This window comes from Enterobacter cloacae (assembly GCF_013375935.1).
Lineage (GTDB): Bacteria > Pseudomonadota > Gammaproteobacteria > Enterobacterales > Enterobacteriaceae > Enterobacter > Enterobacter pasteurii.
In genome coordinates, this window is sequence record NZ_CP056117.1 from 1,782,856 (window position 1) to 1,799,180 (window position 16,325).

Consider the following 16,325-nt stretch of genomic DNA (forward strand, 5'->3'; position numbering starts at 1 on the left):
TAGCGTAGGCGGATCTTGATTATTTCATTATGCGTAATCTTTACGGTTTTTGTATCCAGGTGTATCCTTTGCTTGCGAAATATAAATTAACAGGATGTGGACTTTTCTTATCTAATAAAAGAAATGTCTTTCACTCAGATTAGGCTGCTCTTATTCTTCGCGGTTCGTTCGCCTGTGATACTGAAAAAGGAGAAATTTCAATTCACACAGGAACCGTGATCGTCATGAAAAAAAGCGTCTTATCCCTTTTTATTTGCGCAGCAATTTCATTTTCTGCTGCGGCTGAAAATCTGGTGCAAAATGAATTTGCACAGGATAGTGCCACCTACACAGCTATAGTTCTGAAGCTAAAACCCTCTACAGGTTTGTTGAAGGCGACAAACAATAAAATTACCCTGAGCGACGCTTCCCTGACGGCAACAAATATGTTCCGTCCGACTAATTTGCGGAGCTCAGCCCAATCGTCCGAGTTGACGGAACTCAATAAACGCTATGGCTTTGACCGTTATCTGCGCATCGAGTTACCGAAAGATAAAAGTCAGGATAAAGCGTATATTAACCATATTATTACCGAACTTGAGCAGAATCAGAACGTAGAGTTTGTTTATCCCGAGGCCGAACCGGTATCGCTGGATGAGATTGCCCTTACGCCACAGTTAAAGTCATCATTAAATGATAATTTAACCTTTGCCGCCGTTCCGGATTTCCGTAATAAGCAGGATTATCTTAAAGCGCCGGACGTTAAGCGTGCCGGTTATTATATGGGCGGCGTTAACCGCGATAGCGTAGATGGCTATGCAGGCAGCGCGGGGGAAGGAGTGACGCTTATTTCGACGGAGATTGATGCCTGGAATACCAGCCATATGAACTTGCCGCCGATGAGCCTCAGCTCTGGCAAGACAACGTATGTTGCAAACCACGATCACGACACGGCTTCAGTGGGGATTATGGCGGCGAAAGATATGGGCACCGGTATTCGCGGTTTAGCCTGGAAAAGCCGGATGGGGTATGCGGCCTCTGCGAGTAATAACCTCTATAATTTGATCCCCCAGCTAAAAGCGGGCGATGTGGTGCAGATCGGCATCCACGTCGCGGGCGGATATCCAGCGGGTTGTCAGAAGGATTGCTGGGTCGCAATGGAATCCCAGACCGCCTACTACGATATTATTAAGGCGCTGACGGATAAGGGTGTTCACGTTATTGAGGCGGCGGGTAACGGGAATATCAACCTGGACAGCCCTGGCTTCCAGGGGCGGTTTGACGTGCATGTTCAGGACTCCGGGGCTATCCTGGCGGGTGCATTTTGTGCGAAAGACGGTAAAAAAGCGTCGTTCAGCACCTATGGCACCCGCGTTACCAGCTCCGCATGGGGCTGCTGGGACGTGGTGACCACAGGCTATGGCGATCTGTATAAAAATTCTGGCGTTAACGATTCTTATACCGCGACTTTTGCCGGAACCTCTTCTGCTAACCCGATTATTGCGGGTGTGGTAGCAAGCCTGTCCGGCATCGCCAAAGCCAACGGTATTACCGTGACACCGCGTCAGATGCGTCAGATTCTGGCGGAAACCGGTACGCCGCTGGCGAACGGGGATTCGGCAAAGGTGGGGACTCAGCCTGACATGGCGCGTGCGGTAGCCCGTATTATGGCGCTGAAGGACGGCAGCACGCCTGCCGCTCCGGCCCCAACGGCTGCGGCAGGTGCGGATTACACCATGGTTTCCCCGACGTCGGGCGTGAGCACCTACCCGCTGGACGGCAGCAAGAGCCTGAATGCGGCATCCTATAACTGGAGCGTGACGAAAGGGGCGGAAACCTTCTCCCTGGAGGCAAAACTGAACGGCACGCTGGTGAAGAGCGTGGACAGCGCGCATGCCTATGCCGTTATTCCCGCCAACAGCGAGGGAGAAGCGGTCTTCACGCTGACCACGACCGGCGTGGATGGACGGACCGCGACGGACAGCATGACCATTAAAGTCACCAGGCCTGCGGTGCCGGCGAAGGATGACACCCCGGCTTCGGACGATACGCCGGCGAAGGATGACACCCCGGCTTCGGACGATACGCCAGCAAATGACGATACGCCGGTTAAACCTGCAGCACCGGCCTACAACGCCAAAATCGCCTACCCGACCAAGTGCACCAAAGTGTCTTACAACGGTAAGGTTTGGCTCAACCAGTGGTACGTTAACCCGGGTCAGGAAACGCCGGGAACCGGCGGCCAGTGGGGCGCGTGGCGCGAACAGGGATCGTCCAATAACGGCTGTAAATAACCCTCACGGCCTGGCGTTATGCCAGGCCTGTTTCAGATCCGCAGCATCCCTTTCTCTTCCAGAAACGCAATAATCGTTCCCAGACCGTCGCCCGCCTTCAGGTTGGTAAAGGTCCACGGACGCTCGCCGCGCATGCGGTTGGTATCGCGCTCCATCACCTCCAGCGAGGCTCCCACGTACGGCGCGAGATCGGTTTTATTGATCACCAGAAAATCGGATTTGGTGATCCCCGGCCCGCCCTTGCGGGGGATCTTTTCCCCTTCGGCGACGTCAATCACGTAGATGGTCAGATCCGCCAGCTCCGGGCTGAAGGTCGCGCTCAGGTTGTCGCCGCCGCTTTCGACGAAGATAAGATCCAGGTTGCCGAACTTCTCGCTGAGCGCTTCCACGGCCGCCAGGTTCATCGAGGCATCTTCGCGAATGGCCGTGTGCGGGCAGCCGCCCGTCTCCACGCCCACAATGCGCTCCGGCTCCAGGGCACCCGCCTCGGTGAGGATGCGCTGATCCTCTTTGGTGTAAATATCGTTCGTCACCACCGCCAGATGGTACGTGTCGCGCATCGCCTTGCAGAGCGCTTCCAGCAGGGCGGTTTTGCCCGACCCCGCCGGGCCACCTACGCCAACGCGCAGGGGATGTTTGTAATCAGCCATGTTGACTCCTCAGGAACGGAATAACCGTGAGTATTGTGTTTCGTGGCGTGCAGAGGCGATGGCGGAGAGCGGCGTGGCAGCCCCCAGCGCGTCGTCGTCACGTAAAAAGGCCTGTTCAAACCCGGCGGCAAAATGGTTGCTGAGTTCGATAATCAGCTGCTGCGCCGCCTGCTGCCCGAAGGGAACCAGCTTGACGCCCGCCATCACCGCGCTCTCAATCCAGCTATAGCCGAGGCTCAGCGCCAGCTCGCGCGCGTCAATGCGCCAGCGCACGCCAAGCCACGCCATGCCGCAGAGCTGGCTCTGCATAAACAGCGGGAACCACTCTGCCGGGCAGTCTGGCTCCCAGCTTTTAATGAGGCGCGTAAACGCCGCGCCACGATTGCGTTCTTCATCGCGCAGCTCGCGCGTTTCCCGACAGGCGAGCAGGTACGCCGTCCAGCGTTTTGCTGCCAGCCGATCCTGCTGCTCGCAGGCACGGTACAGGCGAATAAAGAGCGGCAGATCGACGCAGAAAAAGCCCTGCTCCATCTGCTGGATTTGCCAGCGCCTGAAGGCCTCGACGTCGGTGACCCAGCCTGCCTCCACGGCCCACTCCAGCCCCTGCGACCAGGTAAACGACCCGACCGGCAGGCTGCTGCTGGAGAGCTGCATCAGGCGCAGCCGCTGGCGGGCGTATTCCATCAGCTCATCAGCGCCAGCAGGGCAGAGACGATCAGCCCGCCGCCGAAGGTTTTACGCAGACCGTCGTGGCGGCGCAGCAGCAGTCCCGCCGCGAAGCTGGCGCACAGCACCGTAGCGCTGGCCACCATAAAGCCGCCGGTAAACAGCCAGAAGCTGTGTCCGGACATCTCCACGCCGTGCGCCCAGCCGTGGAACATTGCCAGGGCCGGCACCGCCAGCAGCAGGCGATTTTCGGTTTTAAACATCATCACGCCGCTGAACGCCAGCGAGGCGATAATCAGCATCTCCATGCCGCTAAAGCCGCCGAGCAGGCTGCCCACAATGGCGCCGACGAGCATCATCCCAAGGGTAGCCAGCGGCAGCAGGAGCTTGCGGCCGCTCAGCGCCGAGAGCACGCCCGCTCCGGTGAGCATCAGCAGGTGATCGAGCCCGGTCAGCGGGTGAAGAAAGCCGGCCTGGAAGCTGTCGGTACCGTGTCCGGGATGGGCGAACGCCGGAACGGAAAAGGCCAGCAGTAACAGGGGAAGAAACGTGCGCATGATGAGTCCTTAATGTGAGTGGGCGTGAGCGTGGCTATGGCCGTGGGCATTGCTGGCGTAAGCGCCCGCTTCCGGTTCAAACGGCAGGCTGGCGAAGGTCACCTCCAGCCCGAACTGGCGCAGCATGTCGTCAAGTACGTGGTCGTGGTGGTAGCGCAATTCGCCGGGCATAACCTGCAGCGGCACGTGGCGGTTGCCCAGGTGATAGCAGGCGCGGGCGAGGAGGAACGGATCGGCGCAGCGCACCACGGAGACGGACTCCGGGGCGGCGATCACTTCAACCACGTGGCTGCCGTCGTCGGTGGTCAGCAGATCCCCGCCGCGCAGCAGCAGGCCGCGCGGCAGCATCAGCCCGGCTTCGCGGCCGTCGTTCAGCGCCACGCGGGCGCGGCTTTTCACCCGCACGTCAATCGGCAGCGTGACGCTGGCGGTGACGGGGCGGGCACGATCGAGGCGTTGGGTTAAATAGATCATCATCACTCCTCAAAACAGGAAATAGCGTTGCGCCATCGGCAGAACCTCTGCCGGTTCGCTGGTCATCAGTTCGCCGTCGACGCGTACCTCGTAGGTTTGCGAATCGACGGTAATGTTCGGCTGTAAATCGTTGTGGATCATGTCGGCCTTTTTCACCGTCCGGCAGCCTTTCACCACCGCCGTGGCGCTTTGCAGGTTGAGCTGCTGCGCAATGCCGCTGGCCTGGGCCGCCTGTGAGATAAACGTCAGGCGCGTGGCGTGGCGTGCGGCGCCCAGCGAGCCAAACATCGGGCGGTAATGCACCGGCTGCGGCGTCGGGATAGAGGCGTTGATATCGCCCATCGGCGCGCAGGCGATCATCCCGCCCTTGACGATGGTGGCGGGTTTTACGCCGAAGAACGCCGGGGACCAGACCACCAGATCCGCAAGCTTGCCCGCCTCAACCGAACCCACCTCGTGGGCAATGCCGTGGGTCAGCGCCGGGTTGATGGTGTATTTGGCGACATAGCGCTTCACGCGAAAGTTGTCGTTATCGCCGGTTTCTTCCGCCAGCGCGCCGCGCTGGACCTTCATGCGGTGCGCTACCTGCCAGGTGCGGATAATCACTTCCCCCACGCGGCCCATTGCCTGTGAATCTGACGAGGTGAGCGAGAACGCGCCGATATCGTGCAGCACATCTTCGGCTGCAATGGTTTCCCGCCGAATGCGCGACTCGGCAAACGCCACGTCCTCGGCGATATCCGGGTCGAGGTGGTGGCAAACCATCAGCATATCGAGGTGCTCGTCGATGGTGTTCACCGTGTAGGGCAGCGTCGGGTTGGTGGAGGAGGGCAGGATATTGGGGTGCGCGCAGGCGGTGATGATATCCGGCGCGTGGCCGCCGCCCGCGCCTTCGGTGTGAAAGGTGTGGATGGTGCGCCCGCCGATGGCCGCCAGCGTATCTTCCACAAAACCGGATTCGTTCAGGGTGTCGCTGTGCAGCGCCACCTGTATATCCATCTCTTCAGCCACCTCCAGCGAGCAGTTGATAGCCGCAGGCGTGGCGCCCCAGTCTTCGTGGATCTTAAGCCCGATAGCCCCCGCCGCGATCTGCTCGCGCAGGGCGTCCGGGCTGGAGCCGTTACCCTTGCCGAGCAGGCCGATATTCACCGGGAGGGCATCGGCAGCCTGTAGCATCCGGGAGATATACCACGGACCCGGCGTGCAGGTGGTGGCGTTGGTGCCCGCCGCCGGGCCGGTGCCGCCGCCGATCATGGTGGTAACGCCGGAGACCAGCGCCTCTTCCGCCTGCTGCGGGCAGATCCAGTGGATGTGGGTGTCGATCCCGCCTGCGGTAACGATCTTCCCTTCGGCGGCAATCACTTCCGTTGCGGCACCGATCGGGATCGTTACGCCGGGCTGAATATCCGGGTTGCCGGCTTTACCGACGGCAAAGATCCGCCCGTTCTTCACGCCGATATCCGCCTTCACGATCCCCCAGTGATCGACAATCAGCGCGTTGGTCAGCACCAGATCCACACAGTCTTGCGCGGACATCTGCCCCTGGCCCATGCCGTCGCGGATCACCTTCCCGCCGCCGAATTTGACCTCTTCGCCGTAGACCGTCAGGTCGTCCTCCACTTCGATCCACAGCTCGCTGTCCGCCAGCCGGACCTTATCGCCGACGGTGGGGCCGAACATATCGGCGTAAGCCCGGCGTGAAATCTCAGCCATGCTTCACCTCGCCCATCACCTCACCGCGAAAGCCGAAAATGCGCTGCGCCCCGGCAATCTGTACCAGCGTTACCTCCCGCTTCTGGCCGGGCTCGAAGCGCACGGCGGTGCCTGCCGGAATGTTCAGCCGGTAGCCCCGGGTGGCTTCGCGATCGAACTTCAGCGCCGGGTTGACCTCGTAAAAGTGGTAGTGCGATCCGACCTGAATCGGCCTGTCGCCGTGGTTTTCGACAATCACGCTTTGGGTGTCTCGCCCGACGTTGATCGCAATAGTGCCGGGCTGGATCTGGTATTCGCCTGGGATCATCACGCGCTCCTTAAACGATCGGGTTGTGGACGGTGACGAGCTTGGATCCGTCCGGGAAGGTCGCTTCCACCTGAATATCCGGGATCATCTCCGGCACGCCCTCCATCACCTGATCGCGCGTCAGGACGTGGCGGCCCGCCTCCATCAGCGAGGCGACGGTTTCGCCATCGCGCGCGCCTTCCATGATAAAGGCGCTGATCAGCGCGACCGATTCCGGATAGTTGAGCTTTACCCCGCGCGCAAGGCGGCGTTCGGCAACCAGTGCGGCGGTAAACAGCAACAGCTTGTCTTTTTCTCTGGGGGTCAGTTCCATATCGTTTCTCTTATGTCTGCCAGATGCGCGGTGAACAGGCGGTTCTGGCGGTGAGAAGCGGGCGAAGCGACTGCCAGATATCGCGCATCACCCGCTGGCAAATCAGGTTATCGTGGGAGAGAAAACGCACCGACAGCAGATCGTCGGTGAGCGTTGCGCCCGCAAAATGTTCCAGAGGCGTAAGCCGCTCGCGCACCGCGTCGAGATGCTCTTCCCTTGCCGGATAGCACAGCAGCGTGCCGACCCACGGATGACCGGCGACGGGGGAGAGATCGCCGCCGCTGAGATGCTGGCGCTCAATCAGCCGCGGCTCGTCATCAATCCATACCTCAAGACGGCTCTCCAGCGTGCCGTGGCTAAAGGTTTCGTTAATCACCGGGCGGCCCAGGCAGTACAGCTCCCAGGCCAGCAGCGTGCTGGTAGCGCGCAGGTGAAAGACGGAACGCAGCGCGGCATGTGCGCCGGGAAAGATAATGGTGTCCTGCGGCAGCCACTCCAGCGTGGCGTCTTCGTCCAGGTAAAAATGCTGGTTCAGGCGAGCCTGCGGGCCGCTGCTGCGATAGAACTTGCTGGCGCCGGGCATGGTGATAAGCGCATGGCATTTGGCGTCCAGGCGCGCGGTGATATCCAGCCTGTCACCGCCCACCACGCCGCCCGGCGGGTGCAGCAGATAGAGATGGCAGGTTTCCCCTTCGGGGTAGAACGGACGCTGAACCGTGAGCGGCCCGACGTGGTGCGCGGCATGGAGGAGGGTTTTCTCAGGCGTGTGGCAAAACCGCAGGTCAAGCGAGGCCTGCCAGCCTTTGTACGAACTATCAGTGACCTGAGTTGCTAACATGGTGCTTCCATTCGCGCGCCCGGGAGATACGTTTCAGTATGCCCTGGCGGAAATGAAGGCTGTCATATGAGTCGCTTATGGATAAGGCTTTGTCGTTCCCGGCGCGCGCAGGCGCGGCGCTGCCGGGATAAACGAGGGGCGCTGCGCTTTATTCAGGATCTTTTTTCTTTCTTTTGAGCTTCGTCCAGATTTTGGTCTCCTGACGACGCCACAGGCGCTGAATATTGTCGTGATGGCGCAGCAGGATAAGACACGAGAGCATCGACACCGGGAAGGTAAACTGCGGCTTGAACCACCAGACGTAGAATGGGGCAATCAGTGCGCTGACGATGGCGCCCAGCGACGAATAGCCGCTCAGAAGGATGGTCAGCAGCCAGGTGCCCGCCATCACGCCGGTGAGGTCCCAGCCGATAGGCGCAATCGCACCAAACGCGGTGGCCACGCCTTTCCCGCCCTTAAAACCAAAGAAAACAGGCCAGATATGGCCAACGCAGGCGGCGATGGCAATCAGCCCCAGCCAGAACGGCGTGACGCCCAGCGCATACGCGCCCCATACGGGAAGCATCCCTTTCAGAACATCAAAAATCAAAACCGCTACGGCTGCTCCCTTGCCGCCAATTCGTAGTACATTGGTCGCCCCCGGATTCCCGGAACCACTTTCACGCGGGTCAGGTAACCCGGCGATGCGGCAGACCAGAATGGCGCTGGAGATTGAGCCGCAAAGGTAGGCGAGGAGAATCATTCCAGGCGCGATTGCACTCATAACGCTGTTCCGTTTTGAAAATGTATCTGTATTCTCAGCATCTGTGGATAATACGCATAATTCGCCGGAAGTGGTATCCGGTTTAGCCAAAAAGCAGGCAGGTCGTGATGGATATTGTATTTATAGAGCAACTTTCGGTAATCACCACAATTGGTGTTTACGACTGGGAACAGACCATCGAGCAGAAGCTGGTGTTCGATATCGAAATGGGCTGGGATAACCGCAGGTCAGCAAAAAGCGATGATGTGAACGACTGTCTGAGCTACGCCGACATCAGTGAAGCGGTTATCGCGCACGTTGAAGGGCAACGTTTTGCGCTGGTAGAACGAGTGGCGGAAGAGGTGGCCGAACTGCTGCTGACCAAATTCAATTCGCCGTGGGTACGCATTAAGCTGAGCAAGCCGGGCGCGGTGGCGCGCGCGACCAACGTGGGCGTCGTCATCGAGCGTGGCACAAATCTGAAAGGGAAGATTTAACGTCATAATAGCTAAACCATTTTAGATTATACCGGTCTTAAAACCGTGTCTTTCACGTTAGCCGCTGTGGCGAGCGTTTTTTAATATCTTTTTAGGGGTTTATAGATGAGCGATATGCACTCGCTGCTGGTGGCGGCAATACTGGGTGTGGTCGAAGGATTGACGGAATTTTTGCCGGTTTCCAGTACGGGCCATATGATTATCGTTGGCCATCTGCTGGGCTTTGAGGGTGAAACCGCAAAGACGTTTGAGGTGGTGATTCAGCTGGGCTCTATCCTGGCGGTGGTCGTAATGTTCTGGCGTCGTCTGTTTGGCCTGATCGGCATCCACTTCGGGCGTCTGCCGCAGCGTGAAGGAGAGAGCAAAGGCCGCCTGACGCTGATTCATATTCTGCTTGGGATGATCCCGGCGGTGGTGCTGGGGCTGGTGTTCCACGATACCATTAAATCGCTGTTTAACCCGATTAACGTCATGTACGCGCTGGTGGTCGGCGGCTTCCTGCTGATTGCCGCAGAAATGCTGAAGCCAAAAATCCCGCGTGCGGAAGGTCTGGACGATATGACCTATCGCCAGGCCTTTATCATTGGCTGCTTCCAGTGTCTGGCGCTGTGGCCGGGCTTCTCCCGTTCAGGCGCAACGATTTCCGGCGGGATGCTGATGGGCGTAAGCCGTTACGCGGCATCTGAGTTCTCGTTCCTGCTGGCGGTGCCGATGATGATGGGCGCCACCGCGCTGGACCTCTATAAAAGCATTGGCTTCCTGACCGTGGGCGACATTCCGATGTTCGCCGTGGGCTTTATCACCGCCTTTATCGTGGCGCTGATTGCCATCAAAACCTTCCTGCAGCTGATTAAGCGTATCTCGTTCATTCCGTTCGCGATCTACCGCTTTATCGTCGCGGCTGCCGTGTACGTGGTCTTCTTCTGATGACCAACCGCCCTCAGTCTTTCGGCTGAGGGCAACGTTTTTCCTTCCACGCCGCAACCGCGTCAATCCGCCGCTTCGTCAGCTCTTCGCGAATTTCCGGGCCCTTAAACCCTGCTTCTACCACCGCTTTCGTTGGTACCGCCTTAGCCACTTCCCACGCTTCGCGCAGCAAACGCCCCTGCGGATAATCGGACGCTTCAAACCCGGTACGGCCGCGCACGTCCGCTTCGCTGGTAAGCGCAATCTGCTCCACGCGCTGCGGCTTGCGCCAGGCGTCGATGTTATCGAACAGCTTCACAATGGTGGCAGGCTTCAGGATCGGGAAGGTGTGGATCAGGTCGTGGAACTCGGCGACCAGCTTCGCCAGGTCGCGGATGTCATTCGGCACGCGCAGGCGCTGGCATAGCCCTTCGACCAGCTTCACCCCTGCCGGGCCATGCCCGTGGTGGCGCGGCCAGAGCGCTTTTGGCGTTAACCCTTTGCCGAGATCGTGGCAGAGGGTGGAGAAGCGCACGTCCACCTCAGGACTGAGCATGGCGGCCATGCTGAGCGTCATCAGGGTATGAATACCGGTATCAATTTCCGGGTGCCATTTTGCCGGTGCCGGAACGCCAAACAGCGCGTCTATTTCCGGGAACAGCACTTTCAGCGCCCCGCAGTCGCGCAACACCTGGAAAAAAACCTGTGGATTGCGGGTGGTCAGGGCGTTTTCCGTCTCTTTCCAGACGCGCTCCGGCGTCAGGTGTGCCAGCTCGCCGGCTTCGGTCATGGCCGTCATCAGCGCCATCGTCTCGTCGGCGATGCGGAAGCTGAGATGGGCATAACGGGCGGCGAAACGCGCGACGCGCAGCACGCGAAGCGGATCTTCCGAAAAGGCAGGGGAAATATGGCGTAAAAGACGGTCGCGCAGATCGTTCTGCCCGCCGTAGGCGTCGATGATATGGCCGTTTTCGTCCTGAGCCAGGGCGTTAATGGTGAGATCGCGGCGCAGTAGATCCTGCTCCAGCGTCACATCCGGGGCGGCGTAACAGGTGAAGCCGGTATAGCCGGAACCCGATTTTCGTTCAGTACGCGCCAGGGCGTACTCTTCCCGGCTTTTCGGGTGCAGAAACACGGGAAAATCGCGGCCTACCTGCTGGTAGCCCGCGTCAATCATCGCTTTGGGCGTGGCACCGACCACCACCCAGTCTTTATCTTTGACCGGCAGACCTAACAACGCATCACGTACCGCACCACCGACCAGATAACTCTTCACGCACCACTCTCCCGTTTCTTCTTGTCGCAAGATAATACGTAAGTGTGGCAGAGAAGACGAGTTAGTTCATCCAGCGGTCTTTACGCTTGCGGCTTGGGATGAGGTGAGGAAGCACCAGACCCAGCACCAGGCCTACGCCCAGCACGCCGCCGCCATACATAAACCACTGCATGATGATGGTACGCTGTTTGTCATCAAGCTGAAGATTGGCGGCGTTGACTTTCTTCTGCGCGACAATCAGTTCGTTTTTCAGCTTCTGGTTTTCGTCCTTCAGACCGGCGATCACGCTGTCGCTTTGCGCCACCTTCTGCTGCATCTCCGCGGTACGCTGGTTCCAGGTGCCGTCAATGTTGTTCAGCTTATCGGTCAGGGTTTTCACCTGATTTTCCAGATCCGGCACGCGGGTGCGCAGGCTTGGTACCGTGCTCAGCTCCTTCAGCGGGATCCAGGAGGTGCGGCCAGAGCTGTCACGAACCTGACCGTAATTGGTGTCTGCATTCGTTTGCAGCAGAGTCACTTCCTCGCCGGCATTTACCGTACCCACGAGGCGATAATTGTCTCCGGGGCCGCTGCGTACCCAGGTGTTCAGTTCATCAGAAACGTAACGTTTCTCTTCAGCGTGGACCGCGGTTGCGGCGCTAAAAGCGAGTAAAGTAAGTCCAATCAGGCGTAATTTAAGCATATCAGTCGTTATTTTCATAAAAAGTGGAACGATAGTAGTGGTATCAGTGTCGCTACGCAAAGGATTCATCATCAATCGGAATCATCTGTGTCATGATTTCCACCGCTTTTAACTTTTACGCCCGTCAAATTGCTCATTGCGTGGCAATTTGGCGCAAAATACTATGTACTGACAAACAAATGGCGAGGAAGTTCGCCCTCATCGACGCGTCTGTGACGCACGCAAAAGTACAAGGCTATGGCACAAGAGATCGAATTAAAGTTTATCGTCGAAAAAGAGAGCGCTGACGCGCTTCGCCAGCATCTGAATACGCTGTCCGGCGAGCACCATGAACCCGTACAGCTGCTCAACATCTATTACGAAACGCCGGACAGCTGGCTGCGTAACCACGATATGGGCCTGCGCATCCGCGGCGCGAACGGGCGCTACGAGATGACGATGAAAATTGCCGGTCGCGTGGTGGGCGGTTTGCACCAGCGCCCGGAATACAATATCGACATCAGTAAGCCAGAACTTGAGCTGGAACGTTTTCCGGCGGAAGTCTGGCCGGAAGGCACGCTGCCCGCAACGCTGTCGGCAGAGGTAAAACCGCTGTTCAGCACCGATTTCTGGCGCGAGAAGTGGCTGGTGACGGAAGGCAAAAGCCGCATTGAAATCGCGTTTGACCGGGGTGAGGTTAAGGCTGGCGAAGAGCAGGAGCCCATCTGCGAGCTGGAGCTTGAACTGCTGGAGGGTGAAGCGAGCGACGTGCTGAAGCTGGCGCGTAAGCTGGTGAACCAGCCGGGCTTACGCCAGGGCAGCCTGAGCAAAGCGGCGCGCGGCTATCATCTCGCTGCCGGGAATGCACCCCGCGTGCTGCGAGAAACCCCCATTCTGCGCGTTGTGCCGAAAGCCTCCGTTGAGCAGGGCATGGAAGCGGCGCTGGAGCTGGCGCTCTCCCAGTGGCAGTACCACGAGGAGCTGTGGGCGCGTAACGTGAAAAATGCCAAAAAACAGGTGCTGGCCGCCATCGGCCTGGTGCGTCATACCCTGACGCTGTTCGGCGGTATCGTGCCGCGTAAAGCCAGCGCTCATTTGCGTGATTTGCTGACCCAGACCGAAACGCTGATGCTTTCCGACGTATCGGCACAAACGGCGATCTACAGCCCGCAAAACGCCAGCGCAAAACTGGCGCTGACCGAGTTTCTGGTGACCCGCGGCTGGCGCACTTTCCTTGATGCGAAAGGGCAGACCAAAATCGCGGAAAACTTCAAACGCTTTGCGGATATCCATCTTTCCCGCCACGCCGCCGAGCTGAGAACGACCTTCGCGCATCCGCTGGGCGACCAGTATGGCGACCAGCTTCCCCGCCTTGCGCGCAACATCGACAGCATGCTGCTGTTGTCCGGCGCGTATGAGGGCGTAAAAGCGCAGGCCTGGCTGGAGAACTGGCAGGGGCTGAAGCATGCCATCGAGACCCGTCAGCAGATTGAGATCGAGCATTTCCGCAACGAGGCCATTTCGCAGGATCCGTACTGGCTGCACAGCGGAAAACGTTAATTCTGGCAAGGAACCCCTGATATGCCGCTTTCTTCGCAGTTACAGCAGCACTGGCAGACCGTTTGCGAACGCCTGCCCGAGTCGTTACCCGCGTCATCGTTAAGCGAGCAGGCGAAAAGCGTGCTCACGTTCAGTGATTTTGTGCAGGAGAGCGTCAGCGCCAACCCGGACTGGCTGGCAGAGCTGGAAAGCGCGCCGCCGCAGGCTGACGAGTGGCGGCATTATGCTGGCTGGCTGCAAGCCGCGCTGGCAGAGGTGGCGGATGAAGCCACGCTGATGCGCGTTCTGCGTCAGTTCCGCCGCCGGGTGATGGTGCGCATTGCCTGGGCGCAGGCGCTGGAGCTGGTGAGCGAAGAGAGCACCTTGCAGCAGTTGAGCGAGCTGGCGCAGACGCTGATTATCGCCGCGCGGGACTGGCTCTACGCCGCCTGCTGTAAAGAGTGGGGCACGCCGTGCAGCGAAGAAGGGGTTCCGCAGCCGCTGTTGATTCTGGGGATGGGGAAGCTGGGCGGTTGCGAGCTGAACTTCTCTTCGGATATCGACCTGATTTTTGCCTGGCCGGAGAACGGCTCCACGCGCGGCGGTCGCCGCGAGCTGGACAACGCCCAGTTCTTCACCCGGCTGGGGCAACGGCTGATTAAGGCGCTGGATCAGCCCACGCAGGACGGCTTTGTCTACCGCGTGGACATGCGCCTGCGCCCGTTTGGCGACAGCGGTCCGCTGGTGCTGAGCTTTGCCGCGCTGGAGGATTATTACCAGGAGCAGGGCCGCGACTGGGAGCGCTACGCGATGGTGAAAGCGCGGATCATGGGCGACAGCGATGACGCTTACGCCAACGAGCTGCGCGCCATGCTTCGCCCGTTCGTATTCCGCCGCTACATCGACTTCAGCGTGATCCAGTCCCTGCGAAACATGAAAGGAATGATTGCCCGCGAGGTGCGCCGCCGTGGCCTGAAGGACAACATCAAGCTCGGCGCAGGCGGTATTCGTGAAATCGAATTTATCGTGCAGGTCTTCCAGCTGATACGCGGCGGGCGTGAGCCCTCTTTGCAGTCCCGCTCGCTGCTGCCGACGCTGAGCGCTATCGACCGGCTGCATCTGCTGCCGGAAGGCGACGCGCAAACGCTTCGTGAGTCTTACCTGTTCCTGCGTCGTCTGGAAAATCTGCTGCAAAGCATCAACGACGAACAGACCCAGACGTTACCGGGTGATGAGCTGAACCGGGCGCGTCTGGCCTGGGGCATGCGCGTGGAGGACTGGGCAACGCTGATCGAAAAGCTGGACGCTCACATGGCGGGCGTGCGCCGTATCTTTAACGATCTGATCGGCGATGACGAAAGCGAATCGCAGGACGACGCGCTCTCCGAACACTGGCGCGAGCTGTGGCAGGACGCGCTCCAGGAAGATGACACCACGCCGGTGCTGGCGCACCTAAGCGACGATGCCCGCCATCGCGTGGTGGCGTTAATCGCCGACTTTCGCCTCGAACTGAACAAGCGCGCCATTGGCCCGCGCGGTCGTCAGGTGCTGGATCACCTGATGCCGCATCTGCTGAGCGACGTCTGCTCCCGCGAGGATGCGCCGGTACCGCTGTCGCGCATGATGCCGCTCCTGAGCGGGATCGTCACGCGTACCACCTACCTTGAGCTGCTGAGCGAGTTTCCCGCCGCGCTCAAGCACCTGATTTCCCTCTGCGCCGCCTCGCCGATGGTGGCCAACAAGCTGGCGCGATATCCGCTGCTGCTGGACGAGCTGCTCGATCCAAATACGCTTTATCAGCCGACGGCGACGGACGCCTACCGCGACGAGCTGCGCCAGTATCTGCTGCGCGTGCCGGAGGAGGACGAAGAGCAGCAGCTTGAGGCGCTGCGTCAGTTCAAGCAGGCGCAGATGCTGCGCGTGGCGGCGGCAGATATCGCCGGTACGCTGCCGGTGATGAAAGTGAGCGATCACTTAACCTGGCTTGCGGAAGCGATTATCGACGCGGTGGTGCATCAGGCGTGGGTGCAGATGGTGGCGCGCTACGGCCAGCCGAAGCACCTTGCTGACCGCGAGGGGCGCGGTTTTGCGGTGGTGGGTTACGGAAAGCTGGGCGGATGGGAGCTGGGCTACAGCTCCGATCTGGATTTGATTTTCCTGCACGACTGTCCGGCAGACGTGATGACCGACGGCGAGCGCGAAATCGACGGGCGGCAGTTCTACCTGCGCCTGGCCCAGCGCATTATGCACCTGTTCAGCACCCGCACCTCGTCCGGTATTCTGTATGAAGTGGATGCGCGCCTGCGCCCGTCCGGCGCGGCAGGCATGCTGGTCACCTCGACGGACGCTTTTGCCGACTATCAGAAGAACGAAGCCTGGACGTGGGAGCATCAGGCGCTGGTGCGCGCCCGCGTGGTGTACGGCGATCCGCAGCTCAAAACGCAGTTTGATGCAATTCGCAAGACGATCATGACGACCCCGCGCGAGGGCAGCACGCTGCAAACCGAGGTGCGGGAGATGCGTGAGAAGATGCGCGCGCACCTTGGCAACAAACATCGCGATCGCTTTGATATCAAGGCCGATGAAGGCGGCATTACCGATATTGAATTTATCACGCAGTACCTGGTGCTGCTGCACGCGCACGATAAGCCGAAGCTGACCCGCTGGTCGGATAACGTGCGCATTCTGGAACTGCTGGCGCAAAACGACATCATGGACGAGCAGGAGGCGCAGGCCCTAACCCGTGCCTATACCACGCTGCGCGACGCGCTGCACCACCTGGCGCTGCAGGAGCAGCCGGGCCATGTGGCGCTGGACTGTTTCGCCGAAGAACGCGCGCAGGTGACCGCCAGCTGGCAGAAGTGGCTGGTGGAACCGTGCGTAACAAAACAAGTGTGATATTATCGCGCGCAA

16 protein-coding genes are annotated in these 16,325 nt (G+C 59.5%); 5 read left to right on the top strand and 11 right to left on the bottom strand.

Features of this window, described 5'->3' with window-relative positions; all coding sequences use genetic code 11:
- The first annotated feature begins 470 nt into the window (after positions 1 to 470).
- Entirely contained in the window at positions 471 to 2,273 is a 1,803-nt protein-coding gene (locus HWQ14_RS08455) for a S8 family peptidase (RefSeq protein WP_245166447.1), read from the top strand.
- Between the two features lie 32 nt (positions 2,274 to 2,305).
- Here the strand turns inward: HWQ14_RS08455 and ureG are convergent, their stop codons facing one another.
- The 9 genes from ureG to plsY form a co-directional block, all read right to left on the bottom strand.
- Positions 2,306 to 2,923, bottom strand: coding sequence for an urease accessory protein UreG (gene ureG / locus HWQ14_RS08460; protein ID WP_176609458.1), 618 nt, complete (start codon positions 2,921 to 2,923; stop codon positions 2,306 to 2,308).
- Positions 2,924 to 2,932: 9 nt separating this feature from the next.
- Positions 2,933 to 3,607 (bottom strand): urease accessory protein UreF, encoded by a 675-nt coding sequence (locus tag HWQ14_RS08465; protein ID WP_176609459.1) that lies wholly within the window; start codon positions 3,605 to 3,607, stop codon positions 2,933 to 2,935.
- Positions 3,607 to 4,146, bottom strand: coding sequence for a HupE/UreJ family protein (locus HWQ14_RS08470; RefSeq protein WP_176609460.1), 540 nt, complete (start codon positions 4,144 to 4,146; stop codon positions 3,607 to 3,609). The genes HWQ14_RS08465 and HWQ14_RS08470 overlap by 1 nt, the downstream gene beginning before the upstream one ends.
- 9 nt (positions 4,147 to 4,155) lie before the next feature.
- The gene (gene ureE, locus HWQ14_RS08475) at positions 4,156 to 4,620 is read right to left on the bottom strand and encodes an urease accessory protein UreE (protein WP_176611171.1); all 465 of its coding nucleotides are present in this window, start codon (positions 4,618 to 4,620) and stop codon (positions 4,156 to 4,158) included.
- Positions 4,621 to 4,629: 9 nt separating this feature from the next.
- The gene (gene ureC, locus HWQ14_RS08480) at positions 4,630 to 6,333 is read right to left on the bottom strand and encodes an urease subunit alpha (protein WP_176609461.1); all 1,704 of its coding nucleotides are present in this window, start codon (positions 6,331 to 6,333) and stop codon (positions 4,630 to 4,632) included.
- Entirely contained in the window at positions 6,326 to 6,640 is a 315-nt protein-coding gene (locus HWQ14_RS08485) for an urease subunit beta (protein WP_148418437.1), read from the bottom strand. Before HWQ14_RS08485 ends, ureC begins: the two co-directional genes overlap by 8 nt.
- A gap of 10 nt (positions 6,641 to 6,650) precedes the next feature.
- Entirely contained in the window at positions 6,651 to 6,953 is a 303-nt protein-coding gene (locus HWQ14_RS08490; protein WP_003862556.1) for an urease subunit gamma, read from the bottom strand.
- A gap of 10 nt (positions 6,954 to 6,963) precedes the next feature.
- Positions 6,964 to 7,791: an urease accessory protein UreD gene (locus HWQ14_RS08495; protein ID WP_176609462.1), complete on the bottom strand. Its 828-nt coding sequence runs from the start codon at positions 7,789 to 7,791 to the stop codon at positions 6,964 to 6,966.
- Between the two features lie 148 nt (positions 7,792 to 7,939).
- Positions 7,940 to 8,554 carry a glycerol-3-phosphate 1-O-acyltransferase PlsY gene (gene plsY / locus HWQ14_RS08500; protein WP_014833311.1) on the bottom strand — a complete coding sequence of 205 codons (615 nt, stop codon included), beginning with the start codon at positions 8,552 to 8,554 and terminating at the stop codon, positions 7,940 to 7,942.
- Positions 8,555 to 8,661: 107 nt separating this feature from the next.
- Here plsY and folB point away from each other — a divergent pair, with 107 nt between their 5' ends.
- Together folB and bacA are read left to right on the top strand one after the other, a co-directional pair.
- Complete coding sequence (folB, locus tag HWQ14_RS08505) at positions 8,662 to 9,030, top strand: bifunctional dihydroneopterin aldolase/7,8-dihydroneopterin epimerase (RefSeq protein ID WP_176609463.1); 369 nt, start codon at positions 8,662 to 8,664, stop codon at positions 9,028 to 9,030.
- A 105-nt stretch (positions 9,031 to 9,135) separates the two neighbouring features.
- Positions 9,136 to 9,957 carry an undecaprenyl-diphosphate phosphatase gene (bacA, locus tag HWQ14_RS08510; protein ID WP_148418440.1) on the top strand — a complete coding sequence of 274 codons (822 nt, stop codon included), beginning with the start codon at positions 9,136 to 9,138 and terminating at the stop codon, positions 9,955 to 9,957.
- A 13-nt stretch (positions 9,958 to 9,970) separates the two neighbouring features.
- Here bacA and HWQ14_RS08515 read toward each other — a convergent pair whose 3' ends face one another.
- Both HWQ14_RS08515 and HWQ14_RS08520 read right to left on the bottom strand, forming a co-directional pair.
- Entirely contained in the window at positions 9,971 to 11,212 is a 1,242-nt protein-coding gene (locus tag HWQ14_RS08515) for a multifunctional CCA addition/repair protein (RefSeq protein WP_176609464.1), read from the bottom strand.
- Positions 11,213 to 11,273: 61 nt separating this feature from the next.
- Positions 11,274 to 11,894: a TIGR04211 family SH3 domain-containing protein gene (locus tag HWQ14_RS08520; RefSeq protein WP_001303390.1), complete on the bottom strand. Its 621-nt coding sequence runs from the start codon at positions 11,892 to 11,894 to the stop codon at positions 11,274 to 11,276.
- Between the two features lie 237 nt (positions 11,895 to 12,131).
- On the opposite strand from HWQ14_RS08520, the gene HWQ14_RS08525 reads away from it, so the two are divergent.
- Both HWQ14_RS08525 and glnE read left to right on the top strand, forming a co-directional pair.
- Positions 12,132 to 13,433, top strand: coding sequence for an inorganic triphosphatase (locus HWQ14_RS08525; RefSeq protein WP_176609465.1), 1,302 nt, complete (start codon positions 12,132 to 12,134; stop codon positions 13,431 to 13,433).
- Between the two features lie 21 nt (positions 13,434 to 13,454).
- Positions 13,455 to 16,310 carry a bifunctional [glutamate--ammonia ligase]-adenylyl-L-tyrosine phosphorylase/[glutamate--ammonia-ligase] adenylyltransferase gene (glnE, locus tag HWQ14_RS08530; protein WP_176609466.1) on the top strand — a complete coding sequence of 952 codons (2,856 nt, stop codon included), beginning with the start codon at positions 13,455 to 13,457 and terminating at the stop codon, positions 16,308 to 16,310.
- The last annotated feature ends 15 nt before the right edge of the window (positions 16,311 to 16,325 follow it).

Excerpts from the sequence above, each read along its gene's own strand:
- ureG (WP_176609458.1), bottom strand. The coding sequence starts at position 2,923 with ATGGCTGATTACAAACATCCCCTGCGCGTTGGCGTAGGTGGCCCGGCG.
- HWQ14_RS08465 (WP_176609459.1), bottom strand. The coding sequence starts at position 3,607 with ATGGAATACGCCCGCCAGCGGCTGCGCCTGATGCAGCTCTCCAGCAGC.
- HWQ14_RS08470 (WP_176609460.1), bottom strand. The coding sequence starts at position 4,146 with ATGCGCACGTTTCTTCCCCTGTTACTGCTGGCCTTTTCCGTTCCGGCG.
- ureE (WP_176611171.1), bottom strand. The coding sequence starts at position 4,620 with ATGATCTATTTAACCCAACGCCTCGATCGTGCCCGCCCCGTCACCGCC.
- ureC (WP_176609461.1), bottom strand. The coding sequence starts at position 6,333 with ATGGCTGAGATTTCACGCCGGGCTTACGCCGATATGTTCGGCCCCACC.
- HWQ14_RS08485 (WP_148418437.1), bottom strand. The coding sequence starts at position 6,640 with ATGATCCCAGGCGAATACCAGATCCAGCCCGGCACTATTGCGATCAAC.
- HWQ14_RS08490 (WP_003862556.1), bottom strand. The coding sequence starts at position 6,953 with ATGGAACTGACCCCCAGAGAAAAAGACAAGCTGTTGCTGTTTACCGCC.
- HWQ14_RS08495 (WP_176609462.1), bottom strand. The coding sequence starts at position 7,791 with ATGTTAGCAACTCAGGTCACTGATAGTTCGTACAAAGGCTGGCAGGCC.
- plsY (WP_014833311.1), bottom strand. The coding sequence starts at position 8,554 with ATGAGTGCAATCGCGCCTGGAATGATTCTCCTCGCCTACCTTTGCGGC.
- folB (WP_176609463.1), top strand. The coding sequence starts at position 8,662 with ATGGATATTGTATTTATAGAGCAACTTTCGGTAATCACCACAATTGGT.
- bacA (WP_148418440.1), top strand. The coding sequence starts at position 9,136 with ATGAGCGATATGCACTCGCTGCTGGTGGCGGCAATACTGGGTGTGGTC.
- HWQ14_RS08520 (WP_001303390.1), bottom strand. The coding sequence starts at position 11,894 with ATGCTTAAATTACGCCTGATTGGACTTACTTTACTCGCTTTTAGCGCC.
- HWQ14_RS08525 (WP_176609465.1), top strand. The coding sequence starts at position 12,132 with ATGGCACAAGAGATCGAATTAAAGTTTATCGTCGAAAAAGAGAGCGCT.
- glnE (WP_176609466.1), top strand. The coding sequence starts at position 13,455 with ATGCCGCTTTCTTCGCAGTTACAGCAGCACTGGCAGACCGTTTGCGAA.